This window comes from Mesorhizobium sp. B2-3-6 (assembly GCF_006442305.1).
Lineage (GTDB): Bacteria > Pseudomonadota > Alphaproteobacteria > Rhizobiales > Rhizobiaceae > Mesorhizobium.
The window spans coordinates 88,998-108,381 of the sequence record NZ_VFVW01000008.1 but is presented as its reverse complement, the minus strand read 5'-3'; the positions used below and the strand labels follow the sequence as shown (position 1 = coordinate 108,381).

Below are 19,384 nucleotides of genomic sequence, written 5' to 3'. Positions count from 1 at the left end.
CCTGAATTTTACACGGGCGCGAACGCCCGCATAGGTCAGTCCTACTTCTGCCAGCTCTTGACCAGCTCGTCATAGTTGATGGTCTGGGGCTTCTCCTTCTCGTTCTCGATCTTGAGCTGGGGAGCGAGATTGCCGGCCTTGACCGCGTCGGCATTCCAGTAGGCGAGATCATGTTCCTCGGCGAGCTTCGGCCCGATATCGCCCTGGACGCCGGACCTCTCGATGCGGCCCATGACCTTCTCCTGCTCGGCGCAAAGCGAATCCATCGCTTCCTGCGCACTCTTTGCGCCCGACGAGGCATCGCCGATCGCCTGCCACCACAGCTGTGCCAGCTTCGGATAGTCCGGCACGTTGGTGCCGGTCGGCGACCATTGCACGCGGGCCGGCGAGCGATAGAACTCGATCAGGCCGCCGAGCTTCGGCGCGCGCTCCGTGAAGCTCTTGTCGTGAATGGTGGAGTCGCGGATGAAGGTGAGGCCGACATGGCTCTTCTTCACGTCCACCGTCTTCGAGGTGACGAACTGGGCGTAGAGCCAGGCGGCCTTGGCACGGTCGGTCGGGGTCGACTTCATCAGCGTCCACGAACCGACATCCTGGTAGCCGAGCTTCATGCCGTCCTTCCAGTAGACACCGTGCGGCGACGGAGCCATGCGCCATTTCGGCGTGCCGTCGTCGTTCATGACGGGCAGGCCGGGCTTGACCATGTCGGCGGTGAACGCCGTGTACCAGAAGATCTGCTGGGCGACATTGCCCTGCGCGGGAACCGGACCGGATTCCGAGAAGGTCATGCCCTGCGCTTCCTGCGGTGCGTAGGCCTTCAGCCAATCGAGATATTTCTGGATCGAGTAGACGGCGGCCGGGCCGTTGGTGTCGCCGCCCCGGGCCGTGCAGGAGCCGACCGGCTGCGATTTCTCGTTGACCTTGATGCCCCATTCGTCGACCGGCAGGCCGTTCGGGATACCCTTGTCGCCATTGCCGGCCATCGACAGCCAGGCATCGGTGAAGCGCCAGCCGAGCGACGGGTCCTTCTTGCCATAGTCCATATGGCCGTAGACCTTCTTGCCATCGACGTCGCGGCCGGTGAAGAACTCGGCAATGTCCTCATAGGCCGACCAGTTGACGGGAACGCCGAGATCGTAGCCGTACTTGGCCTTGAAGTCGGCTTTGTTCTTCTCGTCGTTGAACCAGTCGTAGCGGAACCAGTAGAGGTTGGCGAACTGCTGGTCGGGAAGCTGATAGAGCTTCTTGTCCGGAGCGGTGGTGAAGGAGGTGCCGATGAAATCCTTCACATCGAGGTTCGGATTGGTGACATCCTTGCCTTCGCCCGCCATCCAGTCGGTCAGGTTGCGCACCTGCTGGTAACGCCAGTGGGTGCCGATCAGGTCGGAATCGTTGACCCAGCCGTCATAGAGGTTCTGGCCAGTCTGCATCTGGGTCTGGATCTTTTCAACGACGTCGCCTTCCTGGATGACGTCGTGCGTGACCTTGATGCCGGTGATGGCGGTGAAGGCCGGAGCCAGAACCTGCGACTCGTATTGATGCGTCGTCAGCGTTTCCGACACGACCTTGATATCCATGCCGGCGAACGGCTTGGCGGCGTCGACGAACCACTGCATTTCCTTTTCCTGATCGGCGCGCGAAAGCGTCGACAGATCGCCTATCTCCTTGTCAAGAAAGGCTTTTGCCTCGTCCATGCCGGCATAGGCGTTGCCCACGCCGAGCAAGAGGACAAGGGCGGTCGTAGATGTCAATAATTGCCGTCGCATTGTGTTTCCTCCACGTTTGAAAAGACTTCAAGTGCGATCTGGAGAGGCCGCCAACAAGCGGCCGCTCCAACAGTTTCCCCCTCTATACGTAGCGGAAGACGCCGATGGCGTAGACCACGGAGAGAGCGAGAGCCCACCACAGGCTGGGTCCGACAAGACCCAGCCAAGCGAGATGGATGAAGGCGCTGCCAAGCAGCGAAACGAAGAGACGATCGCCGCGCGTCGTCTTGAAACGCAGCACGCCGATGCGCGGATCGCCGCCGGGCGAGGCATATTCCCAGACACTCATGCCGACCAGCAGCAGCGCTATGACGGCGAAGAAGGCGGCCGTCGGCCAGGTCCACGCCATCCAGGAGAAGTCGAGGTTCATGGTCACACCCTCCCCAGGGCGAAGCCCTTGGCGATGTAGTTGCGAACGAACCAGATGACGAGCGCCCCGGGGATCAGCGTCAGCACCCCGGCGGCTGCCAGCAGCCCCCAGTCCATTCCCGACGCCGACACGGTGCGGGTCATGGTAGCGGCGATCGGCTTGGCATCGGTGGTGGTCAGCGTGCGGGCGATGAGCAGTTCCACCCATGAGAACATGAAGCAGAAGAAGCAGGCGACGCCGATGCCGCTGGCGATCAGCGGCATGAATATCTTCACGAAGAAACGCGGAAACGAATAGCCGTCTATGTAGGCCGTTTCGTCGATCTCCTTCGGCACTCCGGACATGAAGCCCTCAAGGATCCACACCGCCAGCGGCACGTTGAACAGGCAGTGCGCCAGCGCCACCGCGATATGCGTATCGATGAGGCCGAATGCCGAATAAAGCTGGAAGAACGGCAGCGCGAACACCGCCGGCGGTGCCATGCGGTTGGTCAACAACCAGAAGAACAGATGCTTGTCGCCGAGGAAGCGGTAGCGTGAGAAGGCGTAAGCCGCCGGCAGCGCCACGGCGACCGAGATCACCATGTTCATCACCACATATGTGATCGAATTGATGTAGCCCGAATACCACGACGCATCGGTGAAGATGATGGTGTAGTTGCGCAGCGTCGGCGCATGCGGATAGAGCGTCAGCGAATTGACGATCTCCGCATTGGTCTTGAAGCTCATATTGATGAGCCAGTAGATCGGCAGCAGCAGGACGATGATGTAGAGCGTCGGCACGATCCACCACCAGCGCGATTCCTCGCCACGGCGGCGCATGCGCCTGTCCAGCTCGCTCTGCGACAGCGAACTGGCGAGTCTTTCCGAAGCGGCGGTCCCGTTCACCAGGTTGCGCTCGGTACGTTCGTTGGCGCCGGCCATATCAGCGTTCCGCGTCGTAGTTGGTCATCACGGTGTAGAACACCCACGACAACAACAGGATGATCAGGAAGTAGACCAGCGACATCGCCGCCGCCGGACCGAGGTCGAACTGTCCGAGCGCGGTCTTGACGAGGTCGATCGACAGGAAGGTCGTCGAATTGCCCGGACCGCCGCCGGTGACGACGAAGGGCTCGGTGTAGATCATGAAACTGTCCATGAAACGCAGCAGCACCGCGATCAGAAGCACGCGCTTCATCTTCGGCAACTGGATGTAGCGGAACACCGCCCAGCGCGAGGCGCCATCGATCTTGGCCGCCTGGTAGAAGGCGTCGGGGATCGAGACCAGGCCGGCATAGCAGAGCAGCACGACGAGGCTGGTCCAGTGCCAGACGTCCATGATGATGACGGTGACCCAGGCGTCGAACGGATCCTGCACGTAATTGTAGTCGATGCCGAGCGCGTTGACGTAGTAGCCGAGCAGGCCGATATCGTTGCGGCCGAACACCTGCCAGATCGTGCCGACGACATTCCACGGGATCAAGAGCGGCAGCGCCATCAGCACCAGGCAGACCGGCACGCCCCAGCCCTTTTTGGGCATGTTGAGGGCAATGAAGATGCCGAGCGGCACTTCGATCGCCAGGATGATGAAGGAGAAGATCAGGTTGCGCACCATGGCTTCCCAGAAGCGATCGGAATGCAGCAACTCTTCGAACCATTCGGTCCCCGCCCAGAAGAAGACGTTATTGCCGAACGTGTCCTGTACCGAGTAGTTGACGACGGTCATCAGCGGGATAACGGCCGAGAACGCCACCAGCACGAGCATCGGCAGCACGAGGAACCAGGCCTTGTTGTTCCAGGGCTTTTCCATTTACGCCCCCATCTCGACACGCCAGGAATCGGCATAGATGTTGATGCCGGCTGGGTCGAACCGCACTTTTGGATCGGCGGGAACGGTTTCGTCCTCGCCGATGACGGCCGCGATCTCGCGGCCTTCCAGACTGGCGCGCACGACCTTGTGGCGGCCCACATCCTCGACCTTGCTGACGTGGACGGCCATGCCATCGCGGCCGAGCCTGACATATTCAGGACGGATGCCGAGTTCGACGACGCCGCTTCCGGCCTTCGGCGCGCCTGGCAATTGGATGCGCTGGGAACCAAGCGTCGCTGTCTTGCCATCGATCGCTACCGGCATGACGTTCATGCCGGGCGAGCCGATGAAGTAGCCGACGAAGGTGTGGCGCGGCCGCTCGAACAGCTCGGCCGGCGTGCCGATCTGCACGATGCCGCCATCATACATGACCACCACCTGGTCGGCGAAGGTCAGCGCCTCTGTCTGGTCATGCGTAACATAGACCATGGTGTAGCCGAAGCGGCGGTGAAGCTGCTTCAACTGCGAGCGCAGCACCCACTTCATGTGCGGGTCGATGACGGTCAGCGGCTCGTCGAACAGGATCGCATTGACATCCGAGCGCACCAGTCCGCGGCCGAGCGAGATCTTCTGCTTCTGGTCGGCGGTCAGGCCCCTCGCCTTCTTCCTGGCCCAGTCTGCCAGATCGATCATGTCGAGCGTCTCGCGCACCTTGCGGTCGACGTCGGCCTCCGGAACGCCGCGGTTGCGCAGCGGGAAAGCCAGGTTGTCGTAGACGGTCATCGTGTCGTAGATGACCGGGAACTGGAACACCTGCGCGATGTTGCGCTCCTGCGTCGACAGTCTCGTGACATCCCTGCCGTTGAACAGCAATTGGCCGTGCGAGGGGTGGAGCAGGCCGGAAATGATGTTCAGCAGCGTGGTCTTGCCGCAGCCGGATGGGCCTAGCAGCGCATAGGCGCCACCGTCCTCGAAAGTGTGGTGCACCTCCCGCAGTGCGAAATCCGCATCGGTACGCGGGTTCGGCAGATATGAGTGCCTGACATGGTTGACGTCGATGCGCGCCATCGTTTTCTCCTCAGGCCGCCAGCTTTGCCGCGGCCACGGCGACGCCGTGTTGGTCGAAAACCATGATGTGACGCGGGTCGATGAACACTTCGACCACTTCGTCGGTCTCGAAATCGCGGATGCCATGGGTCAGCATCACCCAGCGCGCGTCGGCGAAATCAAGATGGATGAAGCTTTCCGAGCCGGTGATCTCGGTGATGGTGACCTTTGCCCGCACCGGCACGGCACTCGCATCCGGCCGCTCGAGCGACAGATGGTGCGGCTGGAAGCCGATCGTGTAATTGCCGTCGGCAATGCCGACAAGTTCCGGCGGCACCGGCAGCTTGACGCCGCCCTCCAGCAGGAAATCGGGTCCGTTCTTGGCCAGCACGATCGTGTTGAGCGGCGGATCGGCGAAGGTCCTGGCCGTCACCAGGTCGACCGGTTTGCGGAACACCTCGATGGTCGGGCCGAACTGGGTGATGCGGCCTTGCGACAGCGTCGCCGTATTGCCGCCGAGCAGCAGCGCCTCGTGCGGTTCGGTCGTGGCATAGACGAAGATGGTACCGGCGGCGGCGAAGATCCTCGGCAGTTCTGCGCGCAATTCCTCGCGCAGCTTGTAGTCGAGATTGGCGAGCGGCTCATCGAGCAGCACCAGGCTTGCATTCTTGACGATGGCGCGCGCCAGTGCGGTGCGCTGTTGCTGGCCACCGGACAGGCTGAGCGGCGTGCGGTCCAAATAGGGCGTCAGCTTGAGCAGGGCAGCGGCTTCCCGCACCTGACTGTCGATCCTGGCCTTCTCGACGCCCGCTACCCGCAATGGCGAAGCGATGTTTTCGTAGACGCTCATCGCGGGGTAGTTGATGAACTGCTGGTAGACCATGGCGATCTTGCGCTTTTGAACAGGCTGTCCGGTGACGTCCTTGCCGTCGAACCAGACCGAGCCGGAAGTCGGCGCGTCGAGGCCGGCCATCAGCCGCATCAGGCTGGTCTTGCCGGACAGCGTCGGCCCGAGCAGCACGTTCAGCGAGCCATGCTGGAGCGTCAGCGACACGTCGCGGATATGCTCCACCGCGCCGACCGTCTTGGTGACGTTCCTCAGTTCCAGCATGATGCCTCCTCCCAGGCCGTGTGCATCAGCAGCCCTTCATTCCGCGGCCGCGACGTGGCGGCGGCTTATGCCGCGCATGAATTCATCCAACGCCGCCGTCTGCTCGCGGCTGAAATGCAGGCCGCGCTTGGTCCGGCGCCACAGCACATCTTGCGATGTGACGGCCCATTCGTTCTCGACGAGGTAGCGCACCTCGGCCTCGTAAAGGTCGGCGCCGAAATTGCGGCCGAGATCGGCATTCGATTTGGCAAGGCCAAGCAACATCTGCGCGCGCGTGCCGTAGAGCCGCGTGAGCCGACGTGCCAAACGCTGGTCGAGAAAGGGATAGGCGCTCTTCAGCCTCGCCACTTGCGCATCAAAACCGGTCGCCGCGAAATCGCCGCCCGGCAGCGGCGCATTTGCCGTCCACGGCTTGCCGCGCCTGCCGAGAAAGCCTTCGATCTTCTCCAGCATAGATTCCGACAGCCGGCGATAAGTGGTGATCTTGCCGCCGAACGTGTTGACGATCGGGGCTGTGCCCTCGCCGCCATCGGCCTTCAGCACATAGTCGCGTGTCGCCTCCTGCGCCTTGGAAGCGCCATCGTCATAGAGCGGACGCACGGCCGAATAGGTCCAGACGATATCCGACCGCTTGACGGGTTGGGCGAAATACTCGCTTGCCGCCGCGCAGAGATAGTCGATCTCGGTGTCGCTGATCTTCACGTCGTGCGGATCGCCGGGGTAGTCCTGGTCGGTGGTGCCGATCAGCGTGAACTCGTCCTCGTAAGGAATGGCGAAGATGATGCGGCCATCCTTGTTCTGGAAGAAATAGGCGCGTGGATCGTCGAATTTCTTCGCGATGACGATGTGACTGCCCTGCACGAGACGGACATTGTGCACATCGTTGAGGCCGACGACGCCGGAAAGCACATGATCGACCCAGGGGCCGGCGGCATTGACCAGCAGCCGCGCCTTGACCTCTTCGGTCTCGCCGGTCCGCAGATTTTCGATCCTGATCGTCCACAGCCCGCCTTCGCGGCGCGCCCCGACCACCTTGGTGCGGGTGCGGATGGTCGCGCCCCGGTCGGCGGCGTCACGCGCGTTCAGCGTCACCAGCCGCGCATCGTTGACCCAGCCGTCGGAATATTCGAAGGCCTTCTTGAACAATGGTTTCAATGGCTTGCCGGCAGGGTCGGTGGCCATGTCCAGGGTCCTGGTCGCCGGCAGCAATTTGCGCCCGCCAATATGATCGTAAAGGAAAAGGCCGAGCCTGATCAGCCAGGCCGGACGCAGGCCCTTGGCATAGGGCAGCACGAAGCGCATCGGCCAGATGATGTGCGGCGCGTTCTTCCACAGTACCTCCCGTTCCATCAGCGCTTCGCGCACCAGGCGGAATTCGTAGAATTCGAGATAACGCAGGCCACCATGGATCAGCTTGGTCGAGCCTGAGGAGGTTCCGCTGGCGAGATCGTCCATCTCGGCCAGAAATACCGAAAACCCGCGGCCGGCGGCATCACGGGCAATGCCGCAGCCATTGATGCCACCGCCTATGACGAAAATGTCACGGATCGAAGATGCGTCCACCAATTCCTCCAGCGATTTCGCATTGCACCATTTGGCTCTTTTGCGAAACCGTGGCGGAATTATTTCGAACTCATAACGAATGTCAAACGAAATATCACAAGCTCGTGAAAGCGCTGCAACGTCCTCAATCGAGCGAGGTTTCGATCAGTTGAACCTCGGCCTCCTGGCAGATCTTGCGCACCGAGGGGATATCGCAGCGGTCGGTGATGAAGGTGTTGACCTGCGACAGATGGCCGATGCGAACCGGTGCCGTGCGCTCGAATTTGGTCCGGTCGGAGACCAGGATGACGTGCCTGGCATTGGCGATAATGGCTTGCGCGACCTTGACCTCGCGGAAATCGAAATCGAGCAAGGCGCCGTCATGGTCGATCGCCGAGGCGCCGATGACGGCGTAGTCGACTTTGAACTGCCTGATGAAATCCACCGCCGCCTCGCCGACGACGCCGCCATCCGAGCCGCGAACCACCCCGCCCGCGATCACCACCTCGATCGAAGGATAGATGCGCATCCTGTTGGCAACATTGATGTTATTGGTGATGACCATGAGGCCGCTGTGATCCAGCAGCGCCTTGCTGACCGACTCCGTCGTGGTGCCGATATTGATGAACAACGAGGCATTGTCCGGGATCAGCCTGGCGGCCGCGCTGCCGATCGCCTCCTTCTCCTCGGCGGCGATCTTGCGCCTGGCTTCGTATTCCATGTTCTCGATGCCGGAAGGAAACAAGGCGCCGCCATGGATGCGCGACAGCAACCGCTGGTCGCAAAGATCGTTGAGGTCCTTGCGGATGGTCTGCGGCGTGACGTTGAAGTGGGTGGCCAGATCGTCGACCAGAACGCGGCCGTGATCCTTGGCCATTTGGACGATTTCGGCATGGCGCGGCGACAGATACATCTGAAGACCTTTTGCTTTCGTTTTTCTTGATCATAGACGAAAACGAAAGCAATGAAAAGGCGTAAGCCGGCTAATGGAAACCGCATGATAGCAAAGGCAAACTTGGACGCAGTTCCGACTCAGCAGCCTCAGGTTAATCCGCGCGCGATTTCGGTGATGGCGGCAAAAGCCGAATCGACATCCGCCGCGGTCGCCTCGAACTGGCCGACCTGGAAGCGGATGGCGACGCGCCCGTTCACCCTGGTCTGTGTCAGGTAGATGCGTCCGTCATCATTGATCGCATTGACCAGCCGGAGATTGTGCTCGTCGGCATCGGCTCCCTCCGCCTTGTGCCGGAACGAAAACAGCGACAGCATCGGCTCGGTGACGATCTCGAAGTCCGGCTCGTCGGCCAGGCGCGCTGCCAGGCCTTCGCTCCAGGCGACGTGGTTGCGGATCATCGTGCGCAGGCCTTCCAGTCCATAGGCACGCAGCAGGAACCACAGTTTCAGCGCGCGGAAGCGGCGGCCGAGCGGCACCGACCATTCGGAATAGTTGACGATGCCGTCATGACCGTGCGTCTTCAGATAATCCGGCTTGATGGCGAGCGTTCTGACATGGCTTTCGGGGTCGCGCAGGAACTGGATCGAGCAGTCGAACTGCGCGCCCAGCCATTTGTGCGGGTTGAAGACGATAGAATCCGCCTGCTCCACACCGGCCCAGAAATGCCGGTATTCCGGGCAGATCATCGCCGATCCCGCCCAGGCGGCATCCACGTGAAGATAGACCCCGTGGCGTTTGGCGATCGCGGCGACGCCGGCGATATCGTCAGTGCCACCGGTGCTGGTGCCGCCGACGCAGGCGATGATACCCGCGGGCAGCAGGCCTGCCTTCTTGTCGGCGACGATCGCCGCCTCGAGGGCCGCTATGTCCATGGCGCGAAAGCGACCGGCGACTGGAATGCGCACGAGATTGTCCTCGCCGATGCCGGCCACCCAGATCGCCCGGTCGATCGAGGTATGCACCTGATCCGACGAATAGATGCGCAACCGCGCCTGCCCCGCCAGGCCCTTTTTGTTGCCTTGCCAGTCGAGCGCGCGTTCGCGCATCGTCAGCACCGCCGCCAGCGTCGCCGAGGAGGCAGAATCCTGGATGACGCCGGAAAAACCTTCCGGCAGGCCGAGCGCCTGGCGCATCCAATCGACAGTCCGAGTTTCGAGTTCTGTCGCCGCCGGCGAGGTCTGCCACAGCATGCACTGCGCGGCCATTGCCGAGACCAGATACTCAGCCACCACAGAAACTGGTGCCGCGTTGGCCGGAAAATAGGCGAAGAAGCGAGGATGCTGCCAATGCGTCATGCCCGGCACGATCTTCTCCTCGAAGTCGGCGAAGATCCTGTCCATCGGCTCCGCGTCTTCGGGCGGCGAGGCTTCTATGCTCCTGAATATGTCGCCGGACTCGATCCGCGGCCGCACCGGGCGCTGGCGCAGCGTTTCACGGTAGTCGGCGCCCCAGTCGGCGGCCCGCCGCGACCATTGCCGGAAATCGTCACTGTTCATCCTGTCCTCCCGACATGATCGCTTCACCGGCGCCCTTCGCCCCGGTTGTCAAAAACCACTGTTAAACATTTGCAACCACCGGAGAAATCCGGCGCGTCCTTATCCCGGAAAATCCGGCAGACTGGCAAACGCCGTCTTCAAGGCGCTCGACCATCCCTCGGAGATCGTGCGGTAGTACGGGTCGTCATGACCGATCCGTTTCTTCAACCCGACCTGGAAGGCATCCTTTTCCAGGAAAAGCAGATCCAGCGGCAGCCCGACCGACAGGTTCGACTTCAGCGTGGAATCGAACGATACCAGAAGCAGCTTCACGGTCTCCGCGAGACTCATCGACCGGTCATAAGCGCGAATGATGATCGGCTTGCCGTATTTGGTCTCGCCGATCTGGAAAAAGGGCGTGTCATCGGTCGATTCGATGAAATTGCCCTCGGGATAGATCATGAACAGGCGCGGTGCGCTGCCCTTTATCTGGCCGCCCAGGATGAAGGAGGCGTTGAAGTAGGAATCGGCCTTGTCGCCGGCGGGCGAGGAATGGGCGATGACGTCCTTGACGGTTTCGCCGACCAGCCGCACCGTCTGGTACATGGACGGCGTTTCGAGCACTGCCGCGTGCCGGTCGCCAACCGCCTTGGTGCGCTCGTCGAGCACGCTGATCACGGCTTGCGTCGTCGCCAGATTGCCGGCCGACATCAGCACGATGACGCGCTCACCGGGATCTTCCCAGACATGCATCTTCTTGAAGGTGGAGATCGAGTCCATGCCGGCATTGGTGCGCGTGTCCGACATGAACACGAGCCCGCGATCGATCTTGAGGCCGACGCAATAGGTCATGGTTTACTCTTCCGGCAGCGAACCGTAAAAACCGCGTCGCGTCGGAACGGATCCATGCGGCGCGCTCAGGTCCTTGTTTTCATGCATGTCGTCACCCAAACCAAGGTGGCGTTGGACGACCTGCATCGGGTGACTACTGCTCCACCGTGACGGTGACGGCAAGCCGCTCTTGCGCCTCTCCCAGCAGAATCCCCGAAACCGGCGACGCATCGCGATAGTCGCGCCCCGTCGCCACTCTCACATAGCGCTCATCAGGAGAGATACCGTTGGAGGGGTCGAAGGCAACCCAGCCGAGGCCCTGAACATGCGCTTCGGCCCAGGCATGGCTTGCCGCCTGCTCGATGGCCGCGTCCATCATCAGATAGCCGCTGACATAGCGTGCCGGGAAACCCATGGCGCGGGCGGTGGCGGCAAAGATATGGCTATGATCCTGGCAGACCCCGGTTTTCAGCGCGAGAGCCTCTTCAGCCGGGGTCGTCGCATTGGTGGTGCCCGGCGCATAGGCGACCCGCTCGGAGATGATAGCCATCAGACGGTGCAGTCTTTCGATATCGGTGCCCTTGCCGGCTGCCTCGGCGAGTGCGCGAATGCCATCGCCGATCATGGTCAAAGGCGTCTCCTGTGCGAACAGCCAGAGCGGCGCGAATCCCTGATGCGGCCCACAAACCCCCGATGTATCGCGCGTCACCACCTCGCCTGACGCCTCGACCGTAATGAAATCATGGTCACCCTCGACGCTCAACAATCGGGTGTCATTGCCGTAGTGGTCGGCAAATCGCACTTCCTCGCGCGCGCCTTCTACCTTCAGGGCCCAGGACAGCACGGTCTGCGTGCGCCCGCTCACCGGAAGCAGCCGCAGCCGCTGCAGCAGGTACTGCACCGGTGCGTCGTAACGGTATTCGGTCCGATGGGTGATCTTGAGCCGCATGGCCTCCTCAATAGAACCTGTAATCCTGCGCGATCTCGTCGCCGAGCCTGGTGTTGTCGCGAATGAAGCCGGCAAGGAATTCATGCAGGCCGGCGTCGAAAATATCCTTGATCGAGCCTGCCTGCAGCATGGCCTGGGTCTTTTCCGCCGTCGCATGGCAGGGATGGCGCCCGCCATAGTCGTCGCCGAGGAACTTCAGGTGCTCGGCCAGGAAGCGATAGCAGAAGGTCAGCGATCGCGGCATGCGCACATTGAGGATCAGATAGTCGGCGATGTTGGTCGGCTTGTAGTCGGCGTCGTAGACCCAGCGGTAGGAGCGGTGCGCCGATACCGAGCGCAGGATCGATTCCCACTGGTAATTGTCGAGCGTCGAGCCGACCCAGGAGATCGACGGCAAGAGCACGTAGTACTTCACGTCGAGGATGCGCGCCGTATTGTCGGCGCGCTCGACATAGGTGCCGAGCTGCGAGAAATCGAAGATCTCATTGCGCAGCATGGTGCCGTAGAACGAGCCGCGGATCAGCGCCGTTTCGCGCTTAATCGCATCGAGCACGTTTGGCAGGTCACGCTCGTCGATCGGCCTTGCCAGCATGCGCTTCAGCGCCATCCAGGCCTCGTTAATGCTTTCCCAGGTCTCCCGCGTCAGCGCGGTGCGCACCATGCGGGCATTGTGGCGTGCCGTCTCGATCGACGACATCGTGCTCGACGGGTTCGACGTGTCGCGCAACAGGAAGTCGGCTACATCGGCCGCCGTATAGTCCTGATACTTCTGCGTGTAGGCGACGTCGGAGCCGGCGCTGAGCAGCACCGAATTCCACTCTTCCGACGCGCTCTGCGTGCGCGTCAGCGCCATGCGCAGGCCCGCATCGACCAGGCGCGCCATGTTTTCCGCACGCTCGATATAGCGGTTCATCCAGTAGAGCCCGTTGGCGGTACGGCCGAGAAGCATGGAGTGGCCCTTCGGGCTAGCGAGTAGGGAATGTTCGAGTTTCGATTGGATACGGCATTGTTCTGTCCCCTCTGATACCAACTACTGCCTACTGCCTACTGACTACTCATCTCAATCATCCAGCACCCAGGTATCCTTCGTGCCGCCGCCTTGCGAGGAATTGACCACCAGAGAGCCCTCCTTGAGCGCGACGCGCGTGAGCCCGCCCGGCACGATCTGGATGCGGTCGGAGACCAGCACATAGGGTCTCAGATCGACATGGCGCGGCGACAGGCCCTTTTCGGTCAGGATCGGACAGGTCGAGAGCGCCAACGTCGGCTGGGCGATGTAATTGGACGGCTTGGCCTGCAGCTTCTTGGCGAAATCCTGGCATTCGTTCTTGGTCGCCGCCGGTCCGACCAGCATGCCATAGCCGCCTGAACCGTGCACTTCCTTGATCACCAGCTCATCGATGTGTTCGAGTACATATTTCAGGCTGTCCGGCTCCGAACAGCGCCAGGTCGGAATATTGCCGAGGATCGCCTTGCGGCCGGTGTAGAATTCGACGATCTCGGGCATGTAGGAATAGATCGCCTTGTCGTCGGCGATACCGGTTCCCGGCGCATTGGCGATCGTAATGTTGCCGGCCCGGTAGACATCCATGATGCCAGGCACGCCGAGCGCGGAGTCCGGCCGGAAAGTCAGCGGATCGAGGAAGGCATCGTCCACCCGGCGATAGAGCACGTCGATCTGCTTGTAGCCTTCGGTCGTGCGCATCGCGACATGACCGTCCACCACGCGCAAATCCTGCCCCTCGACCAGTTGCACCCCCATCTGATCGGCCAGGAAGGCATGTTCGAAATAGGCGGAGTTGTAGCTGCCGGGCGTCAGCACGGCGATGGTCGGCGTGCCCTTGGCGTTCTGCGGCCGCACCGCCGCCAGCGACTGGCGCAAAAGCTGCGGATAGTTCTCCACCGGCCGCACCTTGATTTGTTGGAACAACTCGGGGAAGAGCTGCATCATCGTCTCGCGGTTTTCCAGCATGTAGGAAACGCCCGATGGGGTGCGCGCATTGTCCTCCAGCACGTAGAACTCGTTTTCGCTGATGCGCACGATGTCGACGCCGATGATGTGGGTGTAGACGCCGGCTGGTGGCCTGACCCCGATCATCTCGGGCAGGAAGGCTTCGTTCCTGGCGATCAGGTCGCGGGGAACGCGTCCGGCCCGCAGGATTTCCTGGCGGTGATAGATGTCGTCGAGAAAGGCGTTCAGTGCCTGCACGCGCTGCTCGATGCCTTGCGTGAGGCGGCGCCACTCATTGCCAGAAATGATGCGCGGAACGATGTCGAAGGGGATAAGCCGCTCGGAGGCTTCCTGCTCGCCATAGACGGCGAAGGTGATGCCGGTTTTGCGGAAGACGCGTTCGGCGTCCTGCATTTTCTCGGTAAGCCTGGCCGGGTCCTGCTCTTTCAGCCAGCGATCGTAAGCCGAATACGGTCTTCTAAGTCCGGAGACCTCCGGAAGCATTTCATCGAACGCTGCCAATCGCATACTCCCCTGTGACGCCATTTCACTGGCGCCGCTGGAGAAAATCAAGCGTAATCGGTGATTTGAGGGATGCGGACGATCAGTATGTCGCCCCTGCCTAAAATTGAGGCAGCTGAAATATGAGCTTGGTCAGGCTTTGCCTCATGCCCGGGCAATGGGTTCCGACGCTAGAAGGCGCGAAAAGTGACGACGGTGAACGTGTCCTTGATGCCGGGGAGAATCTGCACCTTCTCGTTGACGAAGTGGCCGACATCCTCCTCGTCGTCGACATAGAACTTGGCGAGCAGATCGTAATTGCCGGCAGTGGAGTAGATTTCCGAGGCGATCTCGGCGTCGGCGAGCGCGCTGGCAACCTCATACGACTTGCCCAGTTCGCATTTGATCTGCACGAAAAACGCCTTCATGGCTCCGCCCTGCTAAACGTCCAATCCAAGCGGCCCTTCTGGCAGACTGGAGGCGGGCTTTCAAGCGCTGGAACGGTACTTAGCCGGTTCGGGCGTTGGCCACGCCTCCCGCAATTCCGCCAAGGCTGCCTGGACTTCGTCGCGCGACAACACTGAATAATCGCCGCCGGTGAAACCCTGAAGCGCCACCAAACGTATGTTAGGATGCCTGCACGGGCAGGATTTTTCGAAAGGCAAGTTCTCGAAAGACAAGGGAAACAGGCTATGCGCCGCACGCTTTTCGCATTCGCATTCCTTCCTCTCCTCCTGCCCTTGTCGGCGTTTGCCGGCGAGGCCGAGATCAAGGCGGCGCAAGCGGCCATTGACGGCCAGCTGAGAGCGTTCCTGGCCGATGACGGCGTCACGGCCTACAGCTTCGCCGCACCGAACGTGAAGCGGATCTTCCCGACCGTCGACACCTTCATGAACATGGTGACCAACGGCTACGCGCCGGTGCGCAACCCACGGAGCTACTCGTTCGGCAAGGTCGAGGAGACGGGTCCGACCTCGATCATCCAGCAGGTGCTGATCGTCGGCCCTGACGGCAAGGACTACGAAGCTGTCTACACGTCGGAGCGACAGCCCGACGGCAAGTTCCAAATCACCGGCTGCAGCCTGCGCGCGTCGAATTCCCTGAGCACCTGAACCGTCACAGCGCCGGGATATCGCCCCTCGCCCAGCCCTCGGTAATTTCGGCAGCGCGTGCCTCGAAAGTGCCGGTCTCTATCGCCGCGCGTATGTCCTGCATCAGCTTTTGATAATAGGACAGATTGTTCCAGGTCAGAAGCATCGCACCGAGCGCCTCTTGCGAGCGCACGAGATGGTGCAGGTAGGCGCGGGAATAATCGCGTGCCGCCGGGCAGTCGCTTTCCTCATCGAGGGGGCGCGGATCGTCGGCATGGCGGGCGTTGCGCAGATTGACCTTGCCGCGCCTTGTATAGGCAAGCCCATGCCGGCCGGCCCGCGTCGGCATCACGCAGTCGAACATGTCGACGCCGCGCGCCACCGATTTCAAGATGTCGTCCGGCGTGCCGACCCCCATAAGATAGCGGGGTTTGTTGTCAGGCAGTTCCGGGCAGGTGATGTCGAGCATGTCGAGCATGACCGCCTGCGGTTCACCGACGGCAAGGCCGCCAACCGCATAGCCTTTCAGATCCATCGCGCTCAGCGCCTGCGCCGAACGCACGCGCAAATCCGCATTGTCGCCGCCTTGCACGATGCCGAACATCGCCTTCCCGGGCTGGTCGCCGAACGCCGTCTTGCAGCGCTCCGCCCAGCGCAGCGACAATTCCATGGCGCGCTCGATCTCCTTGAGCGCGGCCGGCAGCGCCGTGCATTCGTCGAGCTGCATCTGGATGTCTGAATCGAGCAGGCCCTGGATCTCGATCGAACGTTCCGGCGACATTTCGTATGCAGCGCCATCGATATGGGAGCGGAAGGTGACGCCCTTCTCGGTCAATTTCCGAAGCTTCGACAGCGACATCACCTGGAAGCCACCGCTGTCGGTCAGGATCGGATGCGGCCAGCGGGCGAATTCGTGCAGGCCGCCAAGCTTCGCCACGCGTTCGGCGCCGGGCCGCAGCATCAGATGGTAGGTATTGCCCAGGATGATATCGGCGCCGACGCCGCGCACCTGATCCATGTACATCGTCTTGACCGTGCCGCCGGTGCCGACCGGCATGAAGGCGGGCGTGCGGATTTCGCCGCGCGGCATGCTGATCAAACCGCGCCGCGCCTTACCTTCGGTCGCCAGCACCTTGAAGGTGAACGTCTCAGCCATTGAATTCCTTGTCGTGTGCCGGTGCGCCCGGAGCCTGTTCGTCCAGCGACTGGCGATAATGGATGCAGCCGCGCATGAATTTTGGCCAGGGCGGCACGGCGATTGCCGGATCGATCTTCTCGGGCAGCAGGTCCCACAAATCGGGATGATGCCAGCAAAGATCGTGCCCCGATGCATCGCGATGCTGGCGAATGCCGGCGCGCAATTTTTTGACTTCGGCGATCAAACTGCTCCGGTCCAGCCTGTCGAGGTCATCGTCCATCGCTCATCTCCGCTCGATACAGCAGGCTTGCATCTCCGTAGGAGTAAAATCTGTAATCGTGCTCAATGGCGTGTGCATAGGCGGCGCGCATCGTATCGAGGCCGCTGAAGGCCGAAACCAGCATGAACAGCGTCGAACGCGGCAGATGGAAATTGGTCATCAGCATGTCGGCGGTGCGAAAACGGTAGCCGGGCGTGATAAAGATGTCGGTCGGGCCGGACCATGCAGCCAGCACGCCATCCTCTCGCGCGGCGCTTTCCAGCAGGCGCAGCGAGGTCGTACCGACGGCAATGACGCGCCCGCCCCTCGCCTTTGCCGCATTCAACGCGTCGGCTGTTGCCTCGCTGACTGAGCCGATCTCCGCATGCATCTTGTGGTCGGCGGTGTCGTCCACCTTCACTGGCAGGAACGTGCCGGCGCCGACATGGAGCGTGACGAAGCGGCGTTCGATCCCCTTTGCGTCGAGTGCGGCAAACAGCTCCGGCGTGAAATGCAGACCGGCCGTCGGCGCCGCTACGGCACCTTCCTCCCGGGCATAGATGGTCTGATAATCGGCCCGATCGCGCTCGTCGTCATCCCGCTTCGAGGCGATGTAGGGCGGCAGTGGGATGTGGCCGACCGCATGCAGCGCCTCATCGAGGAAAGGGCCCGACAGGTCGAAGCCGAGCAGCGCCTCGCCCGCCTCGCCCTTTTCGATCACCGTGGCGTCAAGCTGGCCGAGGAAGCAGGAATTGCCGTCATGGCCGAAATGGATGCGGTCGCCGACGGCAACGCGCTTGCCCGGCCGCATGAAGGCCAGCCAACGGTCCGGCGCCATCCGCATGTGCAATGTGGCTTCGACCTGCGCCGCCGCCTCGCCGCGCCGCCTGATACCTTTGAGTTGCGCCGGGATAACCTTGGTGTCGTTGAAGACCAGCACGTCGCCGGCCTGGAGCAGGGAAGGCAGGTCGCTGACCGCCCGGTTCGAAACCCCCTCGCCGGGCCTGACCACCAGCATCTTTGCGCTGTCGCGCGGCTCTGCCGGGCGAAGCGCGATACGCTCTTCCGGCAGGTCGAAATCGAACAGATCGACACGCATCAGAAGAGCCTGATAAGCAGCGCCCCGGCCAGAAGCAGCACCGCGCCGGCCACGCGGCCGAGCGAGATTTCGCGAACCGCGACGCCGAGGAATCCGACGCGGTCGATCAGCATGCCCGCCAGCAACTGGCCCGCCACCAGGAACGCCATCAGCGCGGCGGCGCCGATGCGTGGCGTCAGGATGGTGGACAGTGTGACGTAGAAGCCGCCCAGCATGCCGCCGGCGATGAACAGCCACGGCGCGGGCGCCTTCCAGTCGAGCGAGATGCCTTGCAGCCTCACCACCGCGACGGCAATGATGCCGAGCACGATGGCGCCCGACAGGAACGAAAACGCGGCAGCCGCGACCGGGAGCCCCAGGCCGCGCGCCAACTGCGAATTGATCGGCGCCTGAATGGCAATGAAGGCGCCGGACAAGATGCCGAGAAGCGACCAGACGACGCCCATCATTGTCCTGCCGCCTTACTTGACGTCGGCCGCGACCTTCAGCGACACGATCTTGTCGGGATCCTGCACCGGCTCGCCGCGCTTGATCTTGTCGACATTGTCCATGCCTTCGATGACCTGGCCCCAGACCGTGTACTGGCGATTGAGGAAGGCTGCATCGTCGAAGCAGATGAAGAACTGCGAATTGGCCGAGTTCGGATTCTGCGAGCGCGCCATCGAGCAGGTGCCGCGGCTGTGGTTGGCATTGGAGAATTCGGCCTTGAGATCCGGCTTGTCGGAACCGCCCATGCCAGCGCGGGAAGGCGCGAAAGAGGGCTTGCTCGAATTGCCGAACTTGACGTCGCCGGTCTGCGCCATGAAGCCCTCGATGACGCGGTGGAAGACCACGCCGTCATAGGCGCCTTCGCGGGCCAGTTCCTTGATGCGGGCGACATGGCCGGGCGCCAGGTCGGGAAGCATTTCGATGACGACCTTGCCCTTGGTCGTTTCCATGATGAGCGCGTTTTCGCGATCCTTGATGTCGGCCATGTCTGATATCCTTTTCAAAAAACAGAACTATTTGTCGGCGGCGATGCGCACCTTGATCATCCGGTCGGGATCGGTGACCGTGCCGTTGTCGGCCTCGTCGCCCTTCTTGATATGGTCCACGAGTTCCATGCCGCTGACGACATTGCCCACGATGGTGTACTGGCCGTCGAGCGGCGGCGCCGGCGCGAACATGATAAAGAACTGCGAGTTTGCCGAGTTCGGATCCTGCGAGCGTGCCATGCCGACCACGCCGCGCTTGTAGTGCTCGGTCTGCGAGAATTCCGCCGGCAGGTCCGGCAGGTCGGAGCCGCCGGTACCGACAGCCTGGGCGTTGAAGCCCTTGTTCATGTTGCCGAATTTGACGTCGCCTGTCTGCGCCATGAAGCCGTCGATGACGCGGTGGAAGGCGACGTTGTCATAGGCATGCTCGCGCACCAGCTTCTTGATCTGCGCGACATGCTTGGGCGCGAGATCGGGACGCAGTGCAATGGTCACGTCGCCGTCCTTCAACGTTATGATCATGGTGTTTTCCGG

Annotated in this window: 21 protein-coding genes; 1 reads left to right on the top strand and 20 read right to left on the bottom strand. The window is 62.0% G+C overall.

Annotated elements, in window-relative coordinates; translation table 11 throughout:
* Positions 1–41: 41 nt before the first annotated feature.
* The 14 genes from FJ953_RS22535 to FJ953_RS22470 form a co-directional block, all read right to left on the bottom strand.
* Positions 42–1,766, bottom strand: a complete 1,725-nt coding sequence (locus FJ953_RS22535) for an ABC transporter substrate-binding protein (protein ID WP_140498786.1) — start codon at positions 1,764–1,766, stop codon at positions 42–44.
* An 82-nt stretch (positions 1,767–1,848) separates the two neighbouring features.
* The gene (locus FJ953_RS22530; RefSeq protein ID WP_140625089.1) at positions 1,849–2,136 is read right to left on the bottom strand and encodes a DUF2160 domain-containing protein; all 288 of its coding nucleotides are present in this window, start codon (positions 2,134–2,136) and stop codon (positions 1,849–1,851) included.
* A 2-nt stretch (positions 2,137–2,138) separates the two neighbouring features.
* Positions 2,139–3,059 carry a carbohydrate ABC transporter permease gene (locus FJ953_RS22525; RefSeq protein WP_140498790.1) on the bottom strand — a complete coding sequence of 307 codons (921 nt, stop codon included), beginning with the start codon at positions 3,057–3,059 and terminating at the stop codon, positions 2,139–2,141.
* A 1-nt stretch (position 3,060) separates the two neighbouring features.
* Positions 3,061–3,927, bottom strand: a complete 867-nt coding sequence (locus FJ953_RS22520; protein ID WP_140498792.1) for a sugar ABC transporter permease — start codon at positions 3,925–3,927, stop codon at positions 3,061–3,063.
* Entirely contained in the window at positions 3,928–4,995 is a 1,068-nt protein-coding gene (locus FJ953_RS22515) for an ABC transporter ATP-binding protein (RefSeq protein ID WP_140498794.1), read from the bottom strand. It lies immediately after the preceding gene.
* Positions 4,996–5,005: 10 nt separating this feature from the next.
* The gene (locus FJ953_RS22510) at positions 5,006–6,085 is read right to left on the bottom strand and encodes an ABC transporter ATP-binding protein (protein WP_140625088.1); all 1,080 of its coding nucleotides are present in this window, start codon (positions 6,083–6,085) and stop codon (positions 5,006–5,008) included.
* A gap of 36 nt (positions 6,086–6,121) precedes the next feature.
* Positions 6,122–7,648, bottom strand: coding sequence for a glycerol-3-phosphate dehydrogenase (gene glpD / locus FJ953_RS22505; RefSeq protein ID WP_140498798.1), 1,527 nt, complete (start codon positions 7,646–7,648; stop codon positions 6,122–6,124).
* A gap of 124 nt (positions 7,649–7,772) precedes the next feature.
* Entirely contained in the window at positions 7,773–8,540 is a 768-nt protein-coding gene (locus FJ953_RS22500) for a DeoR/GlpR family DNA-binding transcription regulator (RefSeq protein ID WP_140515319.1), read from the bottom strand.
* A gap of 128 nt (positions 8,541–8,668) precedes the next feature.
* Positions 8,669–10,078, bottom strand: a complete 1,410-nt coding sequence (locus FJ953_RS22495; protein WP_140625087.1) for an aspartate aminotransferase family protein — start codon at positions 10,076–10,078, stop codon at positions 8,669–8,671.
* 99 nt (positions 10,079–10,177) lie between these two features.
* Complete coding sequence (locus FJ953_RS22490; RefSeq protein WP_140498804.1) at positions 10,178–10,909, bottom strand: peptidase; 732 nt, start codon at positions 10,907–10,909, stop codon at positions 10,178–10,180.
* A gap of 133 nt (positions 10,910–11,042) precedes the next feature.
* The gene (locus FJ953_RS22485) at positions 11,043–11,837 is read right to left on the bottom strand and encodes a transglutaminase family protein (RefSeq protein ID WP_140498806.1); all 795 of its coding nucleotides are present in this window, start codon (positions 11,835–11,837) and stop codon (positions 11,043–11,045) included.
* A 7-nt stretch (positions 11,838–11,844) separates the two neighbouring features.
* Complete coding sequence (locus tag FJ953_RS22480) at positions 11,845–12,786, bottom strand: alpha-E domain-containing protein (RefSeq protein ID WP_140525347.1); 942 nt, start codon at positions 12,784–12,786, stop codon at positions 11,845–11,847.
* Between the two features lie 111 nt (positions 12,787–12,897).
* Positions 12,898–14,310, bottom strand: a complete 1,413-nt coding sequence (locus tag FJ953_RS22475) for a circularly permuted type 2 ATP-grasp protein (protein ID WP_181165357.1) — start codon at positions 14,308–14,310, stop codon at positions 12,898–12,900.
* 170 nt (positions 14,311–14,480) lie between these two features.
* Positions 14,481–14,717 (bottom strand): Lrp/AsnC family transcriptional regulator, encoded by a 237-nt coding sequence (locus FJ953_RS22470; protein ID WP_010909609.1) that lies wholly within the window; start codon positions 14,715–14,717, stop codon positions 14,481–14,483.
* 264 nt (positions 14,718–14,981) lie between these two features.
* On the opposite strand from FJ953_RS22470, the gene FJ953_RS22465 reads away from it, so the two are divergent.
* Positions 14,982–15,401 (top strand): DUF4864 domain-containing protein, encoded by a 420-nt coding sequence (locus FJ953_RS22465; protein WP_140625086.1) that lies wholly within the window; start codon positions 14,982–14,984, stop codon positions 15,399–15,401.
* Positions 15,402–15,405: 4 nt separating this feature from the next.
* Here FJ953_RS22465 and tgt read toward each other — a convergent pair whose 3' ends face one another.
* Genes tgt through FJ953_RS22435 form a run of 6 tightly spaced genes read right to left on the bottom strand, consistent with a single transcriptional unit; the run spans position 15,406 to position 19,372 of the window.
* Positions 15,406–16,536: a tRNA guanosine(34) transglycosylase Tgt gene (gene tgt, locus FJ953_RS22460; RefSeq protein WP_140625085.1), complete on the bottom strand. Its 1,131-nt coding sequence runs from the start codon at positions 16,534–16,536 to the stop codon at positions 15,406–15,408.
* Entirely contained in the window at positions 16,529–16,798 is a 270-nt protein-coding gene (locus tag FJ953_RS22455; RefSeq protein WP_140498815.1) for a hypothetical protein, read from the bottom strand. Before FJ953_RS22455 ends, tgt begins: the two co-directional genes overlap by 8 nt.
* Complete coding sequence (gene queA / locus FJ953_RS22450; protein ID WP_140498817.1) at positions 16,788–17,876, bottom strand: tRNA preQ1(34) S-adenosylmethionine ribosyltransferase-isomerase QueA; 1,089 nt, start codon at positions 17,874–17,876, stop codon at positions 16,788–16,790. The genes FJ953_RS22455 and queA overlap by 11 nt, the downstream gene beginning before the upstream one ends.
* Positions 17,876–18,325, bottom strand: coding sequence for a DMT family transporter (locus tag FJ953_RS22445; protein WP_140515312.1), 450 nt, complete (start codon positions 18,323–18,325; stop codon positions 17,876–17,878). Before FJ953_RS22445 ends, queA begins: the two co-directional genes overlap by 1 nt.
* A gap of 12 nt (positions 18,326–18,337) precedes the next feature.
* Positions 18,338–18,850: a peptidylprolyl isomerase gene (locus tag FJ953_RS22440; RefSeq protein ID WP_140498821.1), complete on the bottom strand. Its 513-nt coding sequence runs from the start codon at positions 18,848–18,850 to the stop codon at positions 18,338–18,340.
* Between the two features lie 27 nt (positions 18,851–18,877).
* The gene (locus FJ953_RS22435; protein WP_224518951.1) at positions 18,878–19,372 is read right to left on the bottom strand and encodes a peptidylprolyl isomerase; all 495 of its coding nucleotides are present in this window, start codon (positions 19,370–19,372) and stop codon (positions 18,878–18,880) included.
* Between the last annotated feature and the right edge of the window lie 12 nt (positions 19,373–19,384).

What these genes read in the sequence shown, in the direction of transcription:
- FJ953_RS22535 (WP_140498786.1), bottom strand. Translation starts at nt 1,766, where the DNA reads ATGCGACGGCAATTATTGACATCTACGACCGCCCTTGTCCTCTTGCTC.
- FJ953_RS22455 (WP_140498815.1), bottom strand. Translation starts at nt 16,798, where the DNA reads ATGGACGATGACCTCGACAGGCTGGACCGGAGCAGTTTGATCGCCGAA.
- FJ953_RS22480 (WP_140525347.1), bottom strand. Translation starts at nt 12,786, where the DNA reads ATGCTTCTCGGCCGTACCGCCAACGGGCTCTACTGGATGAACCGCTAT.
- FJ953_RS22470 (WP_010909609.1), bottom strand. Translation starts at nt 14,717, where the DNA reads ATGAAGGCGTTTTTCGTGCAGATCAAATGCGAACTGGGCAAGTCGTAT.
- FJ953_RS22490 (WP_140498804.1), bottom strand. Translation starts at nt 10,909, where the DNA reads ATGACCTATTGCGTCGGCCTCAAGATCGATCGCGGGCTCGTGTTCATG.
- FJ953_RS22510 (WP_140625088.1), bottom strand. Translation starts at nt 6,085, where the DNA reads ATGCTGGAACTGAGGAACGTCACCAAGACGGTCGGCGCGGTGGAGCAT.
- FJ953_RS22495 (WP_140625087.1), bottom strand. Translation starts at nt 10,078, where the DNA reads ATGAACAGTGACGATTTCCGGCAATGGTCGCGGCGGGCCGCCGACTGG.
- FJ953_RS22525 (WP_140498790.1), bottom strand. Translation starts at nt 3,059, where the DNA reads ATGGCCGGCGCCAACGAACGTACCGAGCGCAACCTGGTGAACGGGACC.
- FJ953_RS22515 (WP_140498794.1), bottom strand. Translation starts at nt 4,995, where the DNA reads ATGGCGCGCATCGACGTCAACCATGTCAGGCACTCATATCTGCCGAAC.
- FJ953_RS22530 (WP_140625089.1), bottom strand. Translation starts at nt 2,136, where the DNA reads ATGAACCTCGACTTCTCCTGGATGGCGTGGACCTGGCCGACGGCCGCC.
- queA (WP_140498817.1), bottom strand. Translation starts at nt 17,876, where the DNA reads ATGCGTGTCGATCTGTTCGATTTCGACCTGCCGGAAGAGCGTATCGCG.
- tgt (WP_140625085.1), bottom strand. Translation starts at nt 16,536, where the DNA reads ATGGCTGAGACGTTCACCTTCAAGGTGCTGGCGACCGAAGGTAAGGCG.
- FJ953_RS22465 (WP_140625086.1), top strand. Translation starts at nt 14,982, where the DNA reads ATGCGCCGCACGCTTTTCGCATTCGCATTCCTTCCTCTCCTCCTGCCC.
- FJ953_RS22445 (WP_140515312.1), bottom strand. Translation starts at nt 18,325, where the DNA reads ATGATGGGCGTCGTCTGGTCGCTTCTCGGCATCTTGTCCGGCGCCTTC.
- FJ953_RS22500 (WP_140515319.1), bottom strand. Translation starts at nt 8,540, where the DNA reads ATGTATCTGTCGCCGCGCCATGCCGAAATCGTCCAAATGGCCAAGGAT.
- FJ953_RS22485 (WP_140498806.1), bottom strand. Translation starts at nt 11,837, where the DNA reads ATGCGGCTCAAGATCACCCATCGGACCGAATACCGTTACGACGCACCG.
- FJ953_RS22435 (WP_224518951.1), bottom strand. Translation starts at nt 19,372, where the DNA reads ATGATCATAACGTTGAAGGACGGCGACGTGACCATTGCACTGCGTCCC.
- FJ953_RS22520 (WP_140498792.1), bottom strand. Translation starts at nt 3,927, where the DNA reads ATGGAAAAGCCCTGGAACAACAAGGCCTGGTTCCTCGTGCTGCCGATG.
- FJ953_RS22440 (WP_140498821.1), bottom strand. Translation starts at nt 18,850, where the DNA reads ATGGCCGACATCAAGGATCGCGAAAACGCGCTCATCATGGAAACGACC.